Source organism: Variovorax sp. Varisp85 (assembly GCF_047304045.1).
Classification (GTDB): Bacteria; Pseudomonadota; Gammaproteobacteria; order Burkholderiales; family Burkholderiaceae_C; genus Variovorax.
The window spans coordinates 36,530-52,783 of the sequence record NZ_JBGLYN010000043.1 but is presented as its reverse complement, the minus strand read 5'-3'; the positions used below and the strand labels follow the sequence as shown (position 1 = coordinate 52,783).

Genomic DNA, 16,254 nt, shown 5'->3' with positions numbered 1-16,254 from the left:
CCCCCCCCCCCCCCCCCCCGCCCCCCGCCGAGCGCAGCGATGGCGCGTTCGGTTTTCCAATCCCTTCTGGCTGCGCCGAGGAGCGCAGCGGTTCGCGGATCAGGGCCCGCCCTTGTCTGAGCGAAGCGAGTTTGGGCGGGACCCCGCGAACCGCGAGCACCGCAGGTTGCCCGGAGCGAAGCGCAGGGACGCAGACAGTAGGGTCGCCTTTCTTTTGCCTACGTTTCTTTGGCGAAGCAAAGAAAAGTAGGTCGCCCGCCGGGGCGAGACCCGGCCCCGGGAAACAAACCAAGTCAAGCAACGTCAAGCCAACACCCACATCACGGTAGCCAGTGGCGGCACACTGATCGAAACAGAGTCCGCCTTCCCATGCCATGGCACGGGAGAACTCTCGACAACGCCGTTACCGACCCCACTGCCCCCATAAATCGAGCCGTCCGTATTGACAATCTCCCGATAAGAGCCAGCACAAGGAACCCCCAGCCGATACCCATGCCGAGGCACCGGCGTGAAATTGCAGACCGCCACCACGAACGCCCCATCCCGAGCCCGCCGAACAAACGCAAACACCGACTGGTCCGCATCGTCATGCACGATCCATTCGAACCCCGCACCCTCATGGTCGAGCTCATGCAGCGCAGGAAAGTGCCGATACACGTTGTTCAGGTCGCGCACCAGCCGCCGCACCCCTTGATGCGCCGCATGCTCCAGCAGATGCCAGTCGAGGCCGCGGTCGGCATTCCACTCCGCGTACTGCGCGAACTCGCCCCCCATGAACAGCAGCTTCTTTCCCGGATACGCCCAGAGGTAGCCATACAGGTTACGCAGGCCCGCGAACTTCTGCCACTCGTCGCCAGGCATCCGCCCGATCATCGAGCCTTTGCCGTGCACCACTTCGTCGTGCGACAGCGGCAGCACGAAGTTCTCGCTGTGCGCGTACATCAGCCCGAAGGTGATCTGCTGGTGGCGATGCTTGCGGTAGACCGGATCGGTGCCCGCATACGCCAGCGTGTCGTTCATCCACCCCATGTTCCACTTGTAGTGAAAGCCCAGCCCGCCGTCTTCCGGCGGCCGGGTCACGCCGGGGAAGCTCGTAGATTCCTCAGCCACCGTCACGGCCCCGGGCCGCTCGATGCCCACCACGCGGTTCATGCGCCGCAGGAAGTCGATGGCCTCCAGGTTCTCGCGCCCGCCGAGCACGTTCGGCACCCACTCGCCGGCCTTGCGGCTGTAGTCGCGGTACAGCATCGAAGCCACCGCATCCACGCGCAGGCCGTCCACGCCGTAGCGCTCCAGCCAGTACAGCGCATTGCCGACGAGGTAGTTGCGCACCTCCGTGCGTGCGTAGTTGAAGATCAGCGTCTGCCAGTCGTTGTGGAAGCCTTCGCGCGGGTCGGCGTACTCGTACAGCGCGGTGCCGTCGAAGCGGCCGAGGCCGTGCGAATCGGTCGGGAAGTGCGCGGGCACCCAATCGAGGATCACGCCCAGCCCTGCGGCATGCGCCGCTTCCACGAAATGCCGGAAGTCGCCCGGCGTGCCGAAGCGCGAGGTGGGCGCGTAGAGCCCGATCGGCTGGTAGCCCCATGAGCCGTCGAAGGGGTGTTCGCTGATCGGCAGCAGCTCGATGTGCGTGAAGCCCATGTCGCGCGCGTAGGGCACCAGCGTGTCGGCCAGCTCGCGGTAGTCCAGCCATTCGTGGCCGTTGTTCTTGCGGCGCCACGAGCCCAGGTGCACTTCGTAGATGCTGATCGGCGCATGGCGCCCGTTCGCGGCGGCGCGGCCTTCGGGCAGCTTCACCGGCGCGGGCAGGGGCTGCACCACGCAGGCGGTGTCGGGCCGCAGCTGCGACGAGAACGCGAAGGGATCGGCCTTGCGCAGCACCTCGCCCTGCGCCGACAGGATCTCGAACTCGTAGCTGTCGCCCACCGTCACATGCGGCGCGAAGATCTCCCACACGCCGCACTCGCGGCGCAGCCGCATCATGTGGCGCCGGCCGTCCCAGTTGTTGAAGCTGCCCACCACCGACACGCGCTTTGCGTTCGGCGCCCAGACGGCAAAGGCCACGCCCTTCACGCCGTCCATCTCGCGCAGGTGCGCACCCAGCCGCTCCCACGGCCGCAGGTGCGTGCCCTCGGCCAGCAGCCACACGTCGGTTTCGCCGAGCACGAACGGAAAGCGGTAGGGGTCTTCGAGCCGCGAGGTGTGCGCCTCCCAGTCGACCTGGAACGAGTAGCCCATGCGGGCCTCCGCGGCCGGGACCAATCCGCTGAACAGGTCCGATTCGGCATGCCGTGCCAGGATCGCAAGCGGCCAGCCGGTGCGCGAATGCAGCACGGCCACGCGCTGCGCACCGGGCAGCAATGCGCGCACTTCCAGGCCTTCGGGCGTCTCGTGCGGGCCCAGCACGGCGAACGGGTCGCCATGCTCCGCGCGCATCAGCGCATGGACTTCGGATTCGGGCAGCGGCTTGGAGGAGGGCATGGTGCTCAGCTTTGTCCTTCGGCGGCGGGCGTGCCGAAGAAGACGCCGTACGGCGCCAGCGCGAGCATGCGCTTTCCGCCTTCGGCCTGCATGACGGCGCTCGGCGCGAGCGGATGTCCGACGAGAGGCATCAGGGCTTCGGCCAGCGGCATCGAAACCGGTTCGCTCCCGAGGTTGAAGACCGCCTGCAGCGACGAATGCCCGTCGCGCCGCTCGAAATGCAGCAGAGGGTCGGGCGCATCGATGAAGCGGATGCCGCCGGTGCGCAGCAGGGGCTGCGTGCGCCGCCAGTGCAGCAGCGTGCGGCTGAAGGCGAGCATCGAATCGGGCCGCGCGGCCTGCCGTTCGACGGCCAGCGGAAGGTGGGGGCCGTACACCGGCAGCCAGGGCGTACCGGTGGTGAAGCCGCCGTTCGGCGCCGCGGTGGTCCACGGCATCGGCGTGCGGCAGCCGTCGCGGCCCTTGAACTCGGGCCAGAACGCGCGGCCGTACGGGTCCTGCAGCAGTTCGAAGGGCACTTCGGCCTCGGGCAGGCCCAGTTCCTCGCCCTGGTAGATGCTGGCGCTGCCGCGCAGTGCGAGCAGCAGCGCCAGCCAGAGCCGGTCGCGCCGGGCGTCGGCCGGGCCGCCGTCGCTCCATCGCGTGGCGACGCGCGGCACATCGTGGTTCGACACCGCCCAGCAACCCCAGCCGCCGGTGGGCGCCAGCGCGTCGTCGAGCGCCTCGACCTGGTGGCGCAGGTGGGCGGGGCGGTGGTCTGCCGTCAGCAGGCTGAAGCTGTAGGCCAGGTGCAGGCGCTTGCCGAGCTCGGTGTATTGCGCCATGACGGGCGGCGCGTTCTCGTCGCCGACCTCGCCCAGCGCCACCGCGCCGTAATCGTCGAGCAGGCGGCGCAGGCTTTCGAGGAAGGCCAGGTTCTCCATCTGGCTCTTGTCGTACAAGTGCTGCTGCATCGCGTAGGGGTTGTCGGCGCGCACTGTGCTGACCCCGTCGATCGACGCCGGTGAGGCCGGCGGGTTGTCGCGCAGCAGCGCATCGTGAAACTGGTGGTTGCAGGCGTCGAAGCGAAAGCCGTCCACGCCGCGCTCGCACCAGAAGCGCACCTCGCCCAGCAGGGCCTCCTGCACGGCGTCGCAATGGAAGTTGAGGTCGGGCTGCTCGGCGAGGAAGCTGTGCAGGTAGTACTGCCGCCGGCGCGAGTCCCACTGCCAGGCCGAGCCGCCGAACACCGATAGCCAGTTGGTCGGCGGCGTGCCGTCGGCCTTGGGGTCGGCCCAGACGTACCAGTCGGCCTTGGGGTTGTCGCGGCTGCTGCGGCTTTCGGCGAACCATGCGTGCTGGTCGGAGGTGTGCGAAAGCACCTGGTCGATGATGAGCTTCAGGCCCAGCGCGTGCATGCGCGCCAGCATGGCGTCGAAGTCGGCCAGCGTGCCGAACAGCGGGTCGACTGCGCGGTAGTCGGCCACGTCGTAGCCGAAGTCCTTCATCGGCGAGCGGAAGAAAGGGGAAACCCAGACGGCATCGACGCCGAGGCTGGCCACGTGCTCGAGCCGGGACGTGATGCCCGGCAGGTCGCCGATGCCGTCGCCATCGCTGTCCATGAAGCTGCGCGGGTAGATCTGGTAGATCACCGCGCCGCGCCACCATTCGCTGTCGCTCTTGCTGCCCATGCCGGCCCCTGTGGTCTGAAAATCATTGTGGCATGCGAAATCCGGGCCACCCGCGAAGCTTTCTACACTGGGCGTCGTTCCCCGCTCTTCAAGATGACATCAGATTCCGCTTCCTCCCTCGCCGCGCTCGAAGCGCGGCTCGCCCAGGACCTCGAATATCTCGGCTGGCCCGGCCGCAACTGGATGCCCGCCCGACAGGCCGGCGATGAATCCATGCTCGACGTGGCCATCATCGGCGGCGGCCAGGCCGGCCGGGCCGCCTCGGTCGCGCTGGCGCAGCTGGGCATTCGCGCTGTGGTGTTCGACCGCTCGCCCGCGGGCAAGGAGGGGCCCTGGGCGACGACGGCGCGCATGGAGACGCTGCGCTCGCCCAAGGAGCTCACCGGCCCCGCGCTTGGCCTGCCGTCACTCACCTTTCGCGCCTGGTTCGAGGCCCAGTTCGGGCTGGAGGCCTGGACCGCGATGGACAAGATCCCGCGCCTGCAGTGGATGGACTACCTGGTCTGGTACCGCCGCGTGATGGACGTGGACGTGCGCAACGACACCGCGGTGGTCGGCATCCACCCGCTGCCCGATGCGTCCGGCGTGCGGCTGGCCCTGCGCACGCCGCAGGGCGAGCGCAGCGTGCTGGCGCGCCGCGTCGTCCTTGCGACGGGGCGTGACGGCCTCGGCGGGCCGGCCGTTCCGGCTTTCGTCGACGCACTGCCGCGCTCGAAATGGGCGCATTCGTCCGACGACATGGACTACGGCCGGCTCGAAGGCCTGCGCGTGGGCGTGGTCGGCGCTGGCTCCTCGGCCATGGACAGCGCGGCCACCGCGCTGGAGGCCGGTGCGCGCAGCGTCGAGCTGCTGATCCGCCGCAGCGACCTGCCGCGCGTCAACAAGGGCAAGGGGGCGGGTGTGCCGGGGCTCACGCAGGGGCACTACGATTTGCCCGACGAGCTCAAGTGGCGCATCCGCCACTACATCAACGTGGCGAACGTGCCGCCGCCGCACGGCAGCACGCTGCGGGTGTCGGGGCACACCAATGCCTTCTTCAACTTCGGTTGCCCCATCCTCGCCATCGAGCCGCGGGGCGAGGCCATGCGCGTGTCGACGCCGAAGGGGGTTTTCGAATTCGACTTCCTGATCGTCTCGACCGGCTTCAAGGTCGACTGGCCGAACCGTCCGGAGTTTGCCGGCATCTCGGCCCACATCCGGACATGGAAAGACCGCTTCGAGCCCGCGCCCGGCGACGAAGACCAGGAACTGGCCGACTCGCCCGACCTCGGGCCCGCCTTCGAATTCCGGCAGCGCGTGCCGGGCGAATGCGCGGGGCTCGGGCGCATCCACTGCTTCTGCTACCCGGCCGCGCTGTCGCACGGCACGGTGTCGGGCGACATCCCGGCCATCAGCGATGGCGCCAGGCGGCTGGCGAGCGGCATTGCCAGCCTGTTCTACCGCGAGGACTTCGACCACCACTACGCCAACCTCGAGGCCTACGCCGAGCCGGAACTGTTCGGCGACGAATGGACGCCCGCGCTGCCGCCCCAAGAAAGAAACCGACCATGACAAGCACTCCCCACGATGTGATCGATGCCGCCGTCCCGCTGGCGCCGGACCACCCCCTCTGGGCGCTGCGGCGCCAGCGCGACAAGGTCGTTGCAGCCACGCAGGGCAGCTATGACGCGATGTTCTCGCCGGCCGTCGAAGGCCTGTCGGTAAGCGAGCGGCTGCTCGTGGCGCTGCATGCCTGCCGCGTGTCGAAGGCGGACAGCCTGGCCGCGCACTACCGCGACAGGCTGGCGGCCGAAGGCGCGGATGGCGACGTGATCGCTGCCGTGGACGCCGGGCGGCCCGTGGCCGATGCGCGCCTGCAGGCCGTGCTGGCCTTCACCGGCAAGCTGATCGAGCGCCCCATCGAGGGCGACAAGGCCGCCGTGCAGTCGCTGGCCGCGAGCGGCCTCTCGACGCCCGCCATCGTGGCGATGAGCCAGTTGATCGCCTTCCTCTCGTACCAGATCCGCGTTGCCGCGGGCCTGAAGGCGCTGGTCGCCGCGGAGGCTGCGGCATGACGGCCCCGATCCGCATCAAGGGCTTCACCACCGAGGTGCTCCAGTGGAAGCCGTGGCTCGACACGGTGAACCTCGACACCGCCACGCCGGCCCAGCTGGCCGCACTCGACGAGATGAGCCCGCAGGCGCGCAGCTCGCCGTACTTCCTGGTGCTGGCGCATCAGCCCGAGATACTGCTGCAGCGCTCCATCGCTTTCAACGCGATCATGTTCGCACCGGGCGGCATGCCGCGTGCCGAGCGCGAGCTGGGCGCCACGGTGGAATCGCGCGTCAACGGCTGCGTGTACTGCGCCTCGGTGCATGCGCAGCGCTTCGAGCAGCTGGCCAAGCGCAACGACGTGATCTCGCAGGTGTTCGAGGAGCCGCAAGGCGCCGGCACCACGGCGCGCGAGAAGGCCATCGTCGCGTTCTCGATCCGTCTCGGTGCCGAGCCCGACAAGGTCTCGGCCGACGACGTGCGCGGGTTGAAGGAGGCCGGGCTGACCGAGCAGGAGATCCTCGACCTGATCCATTCGGTCGCCCTGTTCGCCTGGGCCAACCGGCTGATGCTCAACCTCGGGGAGCCGGTGTTCCCCGAAGCCGACGCTTCATAGGCGCTCGAGCAGCCCGGCGACGGTTTCGTTCGCCAGGCCCAGCGGTTCGAGCAGGTCGTTCTCGCAGCGGAAGTCGATGCCGTTGACCAGCGAGGCCGCATCCACGATGGTACGGGTCGCGGGCGTCGGCACGCCGGCGATGGCGCCCAGCGCCTCGACGAACGCCAGGCCGTAGGGCATGTCCTCGGTGACGTAGCGGGTGTTGGCCTGCGTGGGGCCGGGCGGACCGCCGCGCTTGGCGTGCAGCTCGGCGGCGATGTCCTCCAGCTTTGCCGACGCGGTGCCGAAGGAGCGCGCGAAATGCGCTTCGATGGGACCGAGCTCGATGCCGAACGCGGCGGCCACGGCGCGCCGCTCCCGGTCCAGCGCCTCGATCACGCGCGACACGCCGGGCGTCATGCAGTGGTACTGCGGCCAGTTCTCGGCGCGCTCGATGCGCGTCCAGTTGAACACCGCGAGCGGGCCGTGGGACTGCGGATTGACGTTGGCCAGGGCGCTCGCGAGGGCGCTGCCGTCGGGGAAGAAGCCGTCACCGAAGAGGGCGGTGCACAGCGCGACGGCCTCTTCCACCCGCGAGCCGGGCAGGGCGGAGACGCCGACCGCCTTGCGCCGCGTCATCACCCTGACCTGCGTGCCGGACTCGCGGCGCGCGGTCAGCACGGTCGTGCCGAAGCTGGCGACCGTGATCCGCCGGCCTGCGCGCGCAGCTGCTTCGTGCAGATAGAGCGAGGACAGCGAGGCCATCGAGCTGACGATCACGGTCTGGCCGTCGCGCAGGAAAGGGAGCAGCGCGTCCATCACGCGCCTGTGGCCGTTGACGGGGAGGGCGAGCAGCAGCACGTCCGAAGCGGCGCAGAGCCCGGCCGCGCCGTCGGCGACCTCGACCTTCACCGAGAACGACTGGATGCCGCAGGCTTCCAGCGGCTGAGTGCGCAGCCCGTCCGCGCCCCGGCCGCCCGGCGACCACACCGTGACGCCATGGCCCGCCCGCCGCAGCCACGCCGCGCCGGCCAGCGCGATCGCCCCGGCACCCGCAATGCCGACGTGATACCGCTTCGCCGCGACCGTCACAGGCGCATCCCCATTCGTGAACACCGTGGAACCGGCTTTGCCGGGCCACCGGTGTTGCCCCCGGCGGGGGGGGTGGCGAAGCGACACGAAGTGCGCGAAGCCTGGGGGAGAGCCAAGCTAGTCAACCTTGATTCCGCCTTGCTTGATCACTTTCGCCCAGCGCTGGCTGTCTTCCGCCACCACCTTGCCCAGCGCGGCCGGGCCGCCGCAGGTATTGACCGCGCCCAGCTGGGCGAAGCGCTGCTTCGTCTCCGGCAGGTTGCACACCTCGACCAGCGCCGCGGACAGCTTCTCGACGCTCGCCGCCGGCATGCGCGCCGGCGCCATCACGCCGACCCAGACCGGCACTTCCATGCCCGGCAGGCCCGTGGCCTCGCCGATGGTCGGGGCCGTGCCCATGCCGGGCAGCGCCGCATGGGAGAAGGTGCCGAGCACGCGCGCCTTGCCGCTGGCGACCATCGGCTCGATCGAGGCCACGCTGGTCACGATGGCCGCCACCTGCCCGCCCAGCAGGTCCGTCATGGCGGGCGCGGCGCCCCGGTAGGGCACGTGCAGCAGGTTCACGCCGCTCGCCTGCGCCAGCAGCGCCCCGGTCAGGTGTGACACGGTGCCGTTGCCGGTCGAGGCGTAGGTAACCTGGCCTGGCCTGGCCTTGGCGTCGCGCAGCACGTCGGCCACGGTCTTGTAGGGGCTTTCGGTGCGCACGGACAGCGTCATCGGCGTGTCCGCCACCAGGGCCACCGGCACCAGTTCGTGCACCGGGTCGTAGGGGAGCTTGGCCTGCAGGTGGGGTGCGATGGTGATGGCGCCGCCCGTTGCCAGCAGCACCGTGGCCCCGTCCGCCGCCTTGGCCACCGCGTCGGCGGCCACGATGCCGCCGGCGCCGGCCTTGTTGTCGACGATGACGCTCTGGCCAAGCCTGTCGGTGAGCTTGGCGCCCAGGTAGCGGGCGATGACATCCTGGGCGCCGCCGGTGGCGAAGGGCACGACGAGGCGCAGGGGCTTGTCGTTCTGCTGGGCCCACAGCGGCGTGGCGGCAAGGCCGGCGGCGGCCGCGAAGGACAGGGCGAGATGTTTCCAGAGCAATTTCATTGTGTCTTTCCGTCCGCATGAGGCGGCAAGCTGGGGAGCGAGTCTAGTCCGGCGCGATAATCCGTCCTCCCCGGCCACCCCGCGCCGGGTCTTGCCGAACCCGTCATGAATCCCAGCTACAAACCCAGCGACGTCGAGTCCGCTGCCCAGGCGCAATGGAGCGCCGCCGATGCCTACCGCGTCACCGAGGACGCGAGCCGCAAGAAGTACTACGCCTGCTCGATGCTGCCGTACCCCAGCGGCAAGCTGCACATGGGCCACGTGCGCAACTACACCATCAACGACATGCTCACGCGCTACCTGCGCATGAGCGGCTACAACGTGCTGATGCCCATGGGCTGGGACGCCTTCGGCCTGCCGGCCGAGAACGCGGCGCTGAAGAACGGGGTGCCGCCGGCCAAGTGGACCTACGAGAACATCGACTACATGCGCGGCCAGCTCCAGGCCATGGGCCTGGCGATCGACTGGAGCCGCGAGATCGCCACCTGCGATCCGAGCTACTACAAGTGGAACCAGTGGCTGTTCCTGAAGATGCTCGAGAAGGGCATCGCCTACCGCAAGACCCAGGTCGTCAACTGGGACCCGGTCGACCAGACCGTGCTGGCCAACGAGCAGGTGATCGACGGCAAGGGCTGGCGCACCGGCGCCACGGTCGAGCGCCGCGAGATCCCTGGCTACTACCTGAAGATCAGCGACTACGCCGAAGAGCTGCTCGAACACACCCAGCACAAGCTGCCGGGCTGGCCCGAGCGCGTCAAGCTGATGCAGGAGAACTGGATCGGCAAGAGCGAGGGCCTGCGCTTCGCCTTCACGCATGACATCCATGGCGCCGACGGCAAGCTCATCCAGGACGGCCGCATGTACGTGTTCACCACGCGTGCCGACACCATCATGGGCGTGACCTTCTGCGCCGTCGCGCCCGAGCATCCGCTGGCCGCACACGCCGCCACGCTCGATCCGAAGGTCGCGGCCTTCATCGAGGAGTGCAAGGCCGGCGGCACCACCGAGGCCGAACTCGCCACGCAGGAGAAGAAGGGCGTGCCCACCGGCCTCACGGTGATGCATCCGATCACCGAGGAGCAGGTGCCGGTGTGGGTCGGCAACTACGTGCTCATGGGCTATGGCGACGGCGCCGTGATGGGCGTGCCCGCGCATGACGAGCGCGACTTCGCCTTCGCCAACAAGTACGGCATCGAGATCATCCAGGTCGTGCTGGTCGACGACGAGCCGCACTTCGACTATCACAAGTGGCAGGACTGGTACGCCGACAAGCAGCGCGGCGTGACCATCAACTCCGACAACTTCAGCGGCATGACCTACAAGGAGGCCGTGGCCGCCGTGGCGCACGCACTGGGCCAGAAGGACCTGGGCGAGCTGCAGACCACCTGGCGCCTGCGCGACTGGGGCGTGAGCCGCCAGCGCTACTGGGGCACGCCGATCCCGATCATCCATTGCGAAGAGCACGGCGCGGTGCCGGTCCCCGAGAAGGACCTGCCCGTGGTGCTGCCGACCGACTGCGTGCCCGACGGCTCGGGCAACCCGCTGAACAAGCACGAGGGCTTCCACGCCGGTGTGACCTGCCCCGTGTGCGGCAAGGCCGCGCGGCGCGAGACCGACACGATGGACACCTTCGTGGACAGCTCGTGGTACTTCATGCGCTACTGCGACCCGAAGAACGACGACGCCATGGTGGCCGGCGGCGCCGACTACTGGATGCCGATGGACCAGTACATCGGCGGCATCGAGCATGCGATTCTTCACCTGCTGTACGCGCGCTTCTGGACCAAGGTGATGCGCGACCTCGGCCTGGTGAAGGCCGACGAGCCCTTCAGCAAGCTGCTCACGCAGGGCATGGTGCTCAACCACATCTTCTACAAGCGCAACGAGAAGGGCGGCAAGGACTACTTCCCGCCCCTCGAAGTCACGGCGGTGCTCGACGCGCAGGGCCGCATCACCGGCGGCACGCTGGCCGACGGCACGAAGGTCGAGTACGGCGGCGTCGGCAAGATGGGCAAGAGCGAGCGCAACGGCGTCGACCCGCAGGACCTGATCGAGAAGTACGGCGCCGACACCGCGCGCCTGTACACCATGTTCACCGCGCCGCCCGAGGCCACGCTCGAGTGGAACGACGCGGCCGTCGAAGGCAGCTACCGTTTCCTGCGCCGCGTGTGGAACTTCGGCGTGGCGCAGGCGGACGTGGCGCCGGTCGCGATCGAGGGCCAGAGCTTCGGCAAGTCCGCCCAGGCGCTGCGCCGCGAGGTGCACACCGTGCTGCGCCAGGTCGACTACGACTACCAGCGCATGCAATACAACACCGTGGTGTCGGGCGCGATGAAGCTGCTCAACGCGCTGGAGGGCTTCAAGCCCGACGGCAGCACCGGCGACGCGGCCGCGCTGCGCGAAGGCTTCGGCATCCTGCTGCGCTGCCTCTACCCGGCCACGCCGCACATCGCCCAGCAGCTCTGGAACGAACTCGGCTACGACAAGGACCTGGGCGGCCTGCTCGACGCGGCCTGGCCCACGGTCGATGTCGGCGCGCTGGTGCAGGACGAGATCGAACTGATGCTGCAGGTCAACGGCAAGCTGCGCGGCAAGCTCAGCGTGCCGGCCGGCGCTTCGAAGGACGAGATCGAGAAGCTCGCACTCGCCTGCGACGACTTCGTCAACTTCGCCGAAGGCGCTCCGCCCAAGCGCGTGATCGTGGTTCCCGGCCGCCTGGTCAACGTGGTTCTCTGAACGACTCAAGCAAGCATGAACACTCGCAATGTCTCGCTGCCGCGCCGCGGCTTTCTTCTCGGGCTGACGGCGGCGGGCGCATCGCTCTGCCTGGCGGGCTGCGGCTTCGAGCTGCGCAAGGCGCCGGTCTTTGCGTTCAAGACGCTGTCGGTGTCGGGCAACTCGGCCATGATCAACCAGATCCGGCGCGAGCTGCGGGCTACCGGCTCGGTGACGTTGGTGCCGGCCGACCAGTCCTCCACCGCCGACGTGGTGCTCGAGATCCTCGGCGAGGACCGCAACCGCTTCGTGATCTCGACCAATTCGGCCGGCCTCGTGCGCGAGTTGCAGCTGCAGTTGCGCGTGCGCTTCCGCCTGCGCACGCCGGGCGGCAAGGATCTGCTGCCGGCCTCCGAGGTTTCGCAGACGCGCGACCTGAGCTTCAACGAAACCAATGCGCTGGCCAAGGAAGGCGAGGCCGATCTGCTGTTCCGCGACATGCAGGCGGATATCGCGCAGCAGCTGATGCGCCGCTTGGCCGCCGTCAAGGAACTCTGAGGCCGCGCGCTCCGGCCTCCATTCGATTGCCATGCAACTCGCCAGCGCCCAGCTCGGGGCCCACCTGCAGAAGGGCCTGAAGCCGCTCTACACGATCCACGGCGACGAGCCGTTGCTCGCGCAGGAGGCGGCCGACGCCATCCGCACCGCCGCGCGTGCGCAGGGCTACACCGAGCGCAGCTCGTACACCGTGGCCGGCGCGCACTTCGACTGGAGCGCGGTGCTTGCGGCCGGGGGCTCGCTCTCGCTGTTCGCCGACAAGCAGATCGTCGAGATCCGCATTCCCTCGGGCAAGCCCGGCAAGGACGGCAGCGCGGCGCTTCAGCAGCTGGCCGAGGCTGCGCCGGGCAACGACAGCACGCTCACGCTCGTGATGCTGCCGCGGCTGGACAAGGCCACGCGCACCGGCGCCTGGTTCTCGGCGCTGGAGAACAACGGTGCGAGCATCCAGGTCGACCCGATCGAGCGCAACGCGCTGCCGCAATGGATCGCGCAGCGCCTGGGCCAGCAGGGCCAGCGCGTGATGCCCGGCGACGAAGGCCAGCGCACGCTGCAGTTCTTCGCCGATCGCGTGGAGGGCAACCTGCTCGCCGCGCACCAGGAAATCCAGAAGCTCGCGCTGCTGCACCCGGCCGGCGAGCTGAGCTGGGAGCAGGTCGAGGCTGCGGTCAACAACGTGGCGCGCTACGACGTGTTCAAGCTGTCCGAAGCCGTGCTGGCCGGCAATCCGCAGCGCGTGGCGCGCATGCTCGACGGCCTGCAGGCCGAGGGCGAGGCCGAGGTGCTGGTGCACTACACGATCGCGGAGGACATCCGTGCGCTCAAGCGCGTGAAGGACGCCATGGCCTCGGGGCGCCCGCTGCCGATGGCGCTGCGCGAGAACCGCATCTGGGGCCCGCGCGAGCGCGCCTTCGAGCGCGTGCTGCCGCGCCTGGACGACCGCATGCTGGCCCGGCTGCTGCGCGCGGCGCACGTGGTGGACGGCATCGTGAAGGGCCTGAGGCAGCCCGACTGGCCCGCCAGCGGCTGGCAGGCCCTGCAGCGGCTGGCGCTGATGCTGTGCCGCGCCTGCAGCAGCGCGGCGACCGCTCCGCGACGCGCCTGACTCGGCCCGCGCACGATGGCTCCAGCCATCAAAAGGCCCGTGTAAGCCGGGTCACAGGTCGGCGTGGGAAAATGAACACATGAATGCGTTCAACGTCAGCGAGCACATGCAGACCCTGGGTCTGCAAGCCAAAGCCGCTGCATTCCTCATGGCCCGTGCGGATGCAGCCACCAAAAACAAGGCATTGAAGGCGCTGGCCCGGCGCCTGCGCGAAGCCGGCCCGGTGCTGGCCGTAGCCAACCAGAAGGACCTCGAGCGCGCCACGGCCGCCGGCCTCTCGGCGCCGATGGTGGACCGCCTCAAGCTCACGCCCAAGGTCATCGAGACCGTGGCGCTCGGCTGCGAGCAACTCGCCGGCATGGCCGACGTGATCGGCGAGATCATCGGCATGAAGCAGCAGCCCAGCGGCATCCGCGTGGGCCAGATGCGCGTGCCGATCGGCGTCTTCGGCATGATCTACGAGAGCCGCCCCAACGTGACCATCGAGGCCGCGAGCCTGGCCATCAAGAGCGGCAACGCGGCCATCCTGCGCGGCGGCTCGGAAGCCATCGAGTCGAACAAGGCGCTGGCGCTCCTGGTGTCCGAGGCGCTGGCCGAAGCCGGCCTGCCGGTCGATGCGGTGCAGCTGGTACAGACCACCGACCGCGAAGCCGTCGGCCAGCTGATCGCCATGCCCGAGTTCGTCGACGTGATCATTCCGCGCGGCGGCAAGGGCCTGATCGAGCGCATCAGCCGCGACGCCAAGGTGCCGGTCATCAAGCACCTGGACGGCAACTGCCACGTCTACGTGGACGATACGGCCGAGTTCGACATGGCGCTGCGTATCGTCGACAACGCCAAGACCCAGAAGTACAGCCCCTGCAATGCCGCCGAAGGCCTGCTGGTGTCGGCCTCGGTGGCCGACGACTTCCTGCCCGAGATCGCCGCCATCTTCGCGGCCAAGGGTGTGGAAATGCGCTGCGACCCGGCCGCCGCCGCCATCCTGCGCGCCGACGGTGCGATCGATCCGAAAGCCAGGGTGGTCGATGCGGTCGAATCCGACTGGTCCGAGGAATACCTGGCCGCCGTCATCAGCATCAAGGTGGTGGCTGGCGTGGACGAGGCCATTGCGCACATCAACCGCTATTCGAGCCACCACACCGACGCCATCGTCACGCGCGACCACGTGCATGCGCAGCGCTTCCTGCGCGAGGTTGATTCGGCCAGCGTGATGGTCAATGCGAGCACACGCTTCGCGGACGGTTTCGAGTTCGGTCTGGGCGCCGAAATCGGCATCAGCACCGACAAGTTCCATGCGCGCGGACCGGTGGGGATCGAAGGGCTGACCTCGCTCAAGTACGTGGTGCTGGGCCAAGGCGAAGTGCGGACCTGATGCGCGCCGCTGTCGTGGTCTTGTCTTCGGGATGGGCACCCCCAATTCCTACAATTCCGCTCTACCTTTAAGCACAAAACCAACAAGGCCGCCCGCATGGTTCCGCATCTCGTCACCGCCCTGACCGGCCCGATCAACGAACTGGAGCAGCGGGTGCTCGACTCGATGCCTGCCATCGAGCGCTGGTTCCGGCTCGAGTGGATGGAGCACACGCCGCCGTTCTACAGCGCCGTCGACATCCGCAACGCCGGCTTCAAGCTGGCCCCGGTCGACACCAACCTGTTCCCGGGCGGCTGGAACAACCTCACCAAGGAAATGCTGCCGCTGGCGGTGCAGGCCGCGCAGGCGGCCATCGAGAAGATCTGTCCGGAAGCGCGCAACCTGCTCGTCATTCCGGAAAATCACTCCAAGAACACCTTTTATCTCGCCAACGTTGCGCAACTGGTGCGCATCTTCCATATGGCGGGGCTCAATGTGCGCATCGGGTCCATCGACCCCGCCATCAAGACTTCCAAGAAGATCGAGTTGCCCAACGGCGACACCGTGACGCTCGAGCCGGTGGTGCGCAGCAAGCGCCGCCTGGGGTTGAAGAACTTCGATCCCTGCACAATTCTCCTCAACAACGAGCTTTCTGCAGGAACGCCTGGCATCCTCGAAGACTTGCACGAGCAGTATCTGCTGCCGCCGCTACATGCAGGCTGGTCGGTGCGCCGCAAGAGCAACCACCTGCACAGCTACGAGGAGCTGTCCAAGCGCTTCGGCAAGCTGCTGGGCATCGACCCCTGGCTCATCAACCCGATCTATGCGCGCGCCGAAGGCGTGGACGTGGCCGAGGGCCGCGGCATCGACGTGCTGACCAGCCATGTGGACGCGGTGCTGACCAAGGTGCGCCGCAAATACAAGGAATACGGCATCAACGAGAAGCCGTTTGTGGTCGTCAAGGGCGGCCACAGCGGCAGCGGCAGTCCGGGCGTGGTGACGGTGCGCGACGCCAAGGACGTGGAGGCGCTGATCGGCAAGCCCCGCGCTGCGGCCGGCATTCCCGCTGCCAGGCCGGGCGCCAGCCGCGATCTGCGCGACCCCACCGAGCTGATCGTGCAGGAAGGCGTGCTGACCAACGAGCGCGTGCACAACGGCGTGGCCGAACCGGTGGTCTACATGATGGATCGCTACGTGGTGGGCGGCTTCTACCGCGTGCATGCCGAGCGCGCCGCCGACGAGAACCTGAAGCTGCCGGGCGCGAGCTTCGTGCCGCTGGCTTTCTCTGAAAGTGCGCACTTGCCTCAGCCCGGTGCCAAGCCTGGCGCCAGTGCCCCGAACCGCTTCTACATGTACGGCGTGGTGGGCCGGCTGGCCATGGTGGCCGCCAGCTACGAAATGGAAGCGACCGATCCGGACGCCGAAATCTACGAATGATTTCCCGGGGTGGCTGGCGGCGGCTTGCGCCGGTCGCAAGCAGCGGCAAAATAGCGGCCCCACAGCAACGGAAACAAAAGGGCGGGAGGGGTGACAATGGTGAACTAAAGTTCCCCCGTGTCGCACC

12 protein-coding genes are annotated in these 16,254 nt (G+C 68.5%); 8 read left to right on the top strand and 4 right to left on the bottom strand.

Annotated elements, in window-relative coordinates; all coding sequences use genetic code 11:
* Window positions 1–303: 303 nt before the first annotated feature.
* Together glgB and ACCC97_RS17850 are read right to left on the bottom strand one after the other, a co-directional pair.
* Complete coding sequence (gene glgB, locus ACCC97_RS17855; protein WP_413334163.1) at window positions 304–2,481, bottom strand: 1,4-alpha-glucan branching protein GlgB; 2,178 nt, start codon at window positions 2,479–2,481, stop codon at window positions 304–306.
* A gap of 5 nt (window positions 2,482–2,486) precedes the next feature.
* Window positions 2,487–4,151: an alpha-amylase family glycosyl hydrolase gene (locus ACCC97_RS17850; protein WP_007837517.1), complete on the bottom strand. Its 1,665-nt coding sequence runs from the start codon at window positions 4,149–4,151 to the stop codon at window positions 2,487–2,489.
* 93 nt (window positions 4,152–4,244) lie between these two features.
* On the opposite strand from ACCC97_RS17850, the gene ACCC97_RS17845 reads away from it, so the two are divergent.
* From ACCC97_RS17845 to ACCC97_RS17835, 3 genes are read left to right on the top strand one after another with little or no spacing between them, the layout of a single operon-like run.
* Window positions 4,245–5,702, top strand: a complete 1,458-nt coding sequence (locus ACCC97_RS17845; protein WP_413334161.1) for an NAD(P)-binding domain-containing protein — start codon at window positions 4,245–4,247, stop codon at window positions 5,700–5,702.
* Entirely contained in the window at window positions 5,699–6,205 is a 507-nt protein-coding gene (locus ACCC97_RS17840) for a CMD domain protein (protein WP_413334159.1), read from the top strand. Before ACCC97_RS17845 ends, ACCC97_RS17840 begins: the two co-directional genes overlap by 4 nt.
* Complete coding sequence (locus ACCC97_RS17835) at window positions 6,202–6,798, top strand: peroxidase-related enzyme (protein ID WP_413334158.1); 597 nt, start codon at window positions 6,202–6,204, stop codon at window positions 6,796–6,798. Before ACCC97_RS17840 ends, ACCC97_RS17835 begins: the two co-directional genes overlap by 4 nt.
* Here the strand turns inward: ACCC97_RS17835 and ACCC97_RS17830 are convergent.
* Window positions 6,793–7,893, bottom strand: coding sequence for an NAD/NADP octopine/nopaline dehydrogenase family protein (locus tag ACCC97_RS17830; protein WP_413334156.1), 1,101 nt, complete (start codon window positions 7,891–7,893; stop codon window positions 6,793–6,795). The genes ACCC97_RS17835 and ACCC97_RS17830 overlap by 6 nt on opposite strands.
* Before the next feature lie 93 nt (window positions 7,894–7,986).
* Entirely contained in the window at window positions 7,987–8,961 is a 975-nt protein-coding gene (locus tag ACCC97_RS17825; protein ID WP_007837633.1) for a Bug family tripartite tricarboxylate transporter substrate binding protein, read from the bottom strand.
* A gap of 105 nt (window positions 8,962–9,066) precedes the next feature.
* Between ACCC97_RS17825 and leuS the strand changes: the two genes are divergently transcribed.
* The 5 genes from leuS to gshA all read left to right on the top strand — a co-directional run bounded on the left by leuS (window position 9,067) and on the right by gshA (window position 16,127).
* Window positions 9,067–11,697 carry a leucine--tRNA ligase gene (gene leuS / locus ACCC97_RS17820; protein WP_413334153.1) on the top strand — a complete coding sequence of 877 codons (2,631 nt, stop codon included), beginning with the start codon at window positions 9,067–9,069 and terminating at the stop codon, window positions 11,695–11,697.
* A 15-nt stretch (window positions 11,698–11,712) separates the two neighbouring features.
* Complete coding sequence (lptE, locus tag ACCC97_RS17815) at window positions 11,713–12,234, top strand: LPS assembly lipoprotein LptE (protein ID WP_413334151.1); 522 nt, start codon at window positions 11,713–11,715, stop codon at window positions 12,232–12,234.
* A 31-nt stretch (window positions 12,235–12,265) separates the two neighbouring features.
* Window positions 12,266–13,339: a DNA polymerase III subunit delta gene (gene holA / locus ACCC97_RS17810; RefSeq protein ID WP_413334149.1), complete on the top strand. Its 1,074-nt coding sequence runs from the start codon at window positions 12,266–12,268 to the stop codon at window positions 13,337–13,339.
* Between the two features lie 79 nt (window positions 13,340–13,418).
* A complete protein-coding gene (locus tag ACCC97_RS17805) occupies window positions 13,419–14,711 on the top strand; it encodes a glutamate-5-semialdehyde dehydrogenase (protein WP_007837640.1) in 1,293 nt (430 codons plus the stop codon).
* 96 nt (window positions 14,712–14,807) lie between these two features.
* Window positions 14,808–16,127: a glutamate--cysteine ligase gene (gene gshA / locus ACCC97_RS17800; protein ID WP_007837642.1), complete on the top strand. Its 1,320-nt coding sequence runs from the start codon at window positions 14,808–14,810 to the stop codon at window positions 16,125–16,127.
* The last annotated feature ends 127 nt before the right edge of the window (window positions 16,128–16,254 follow it).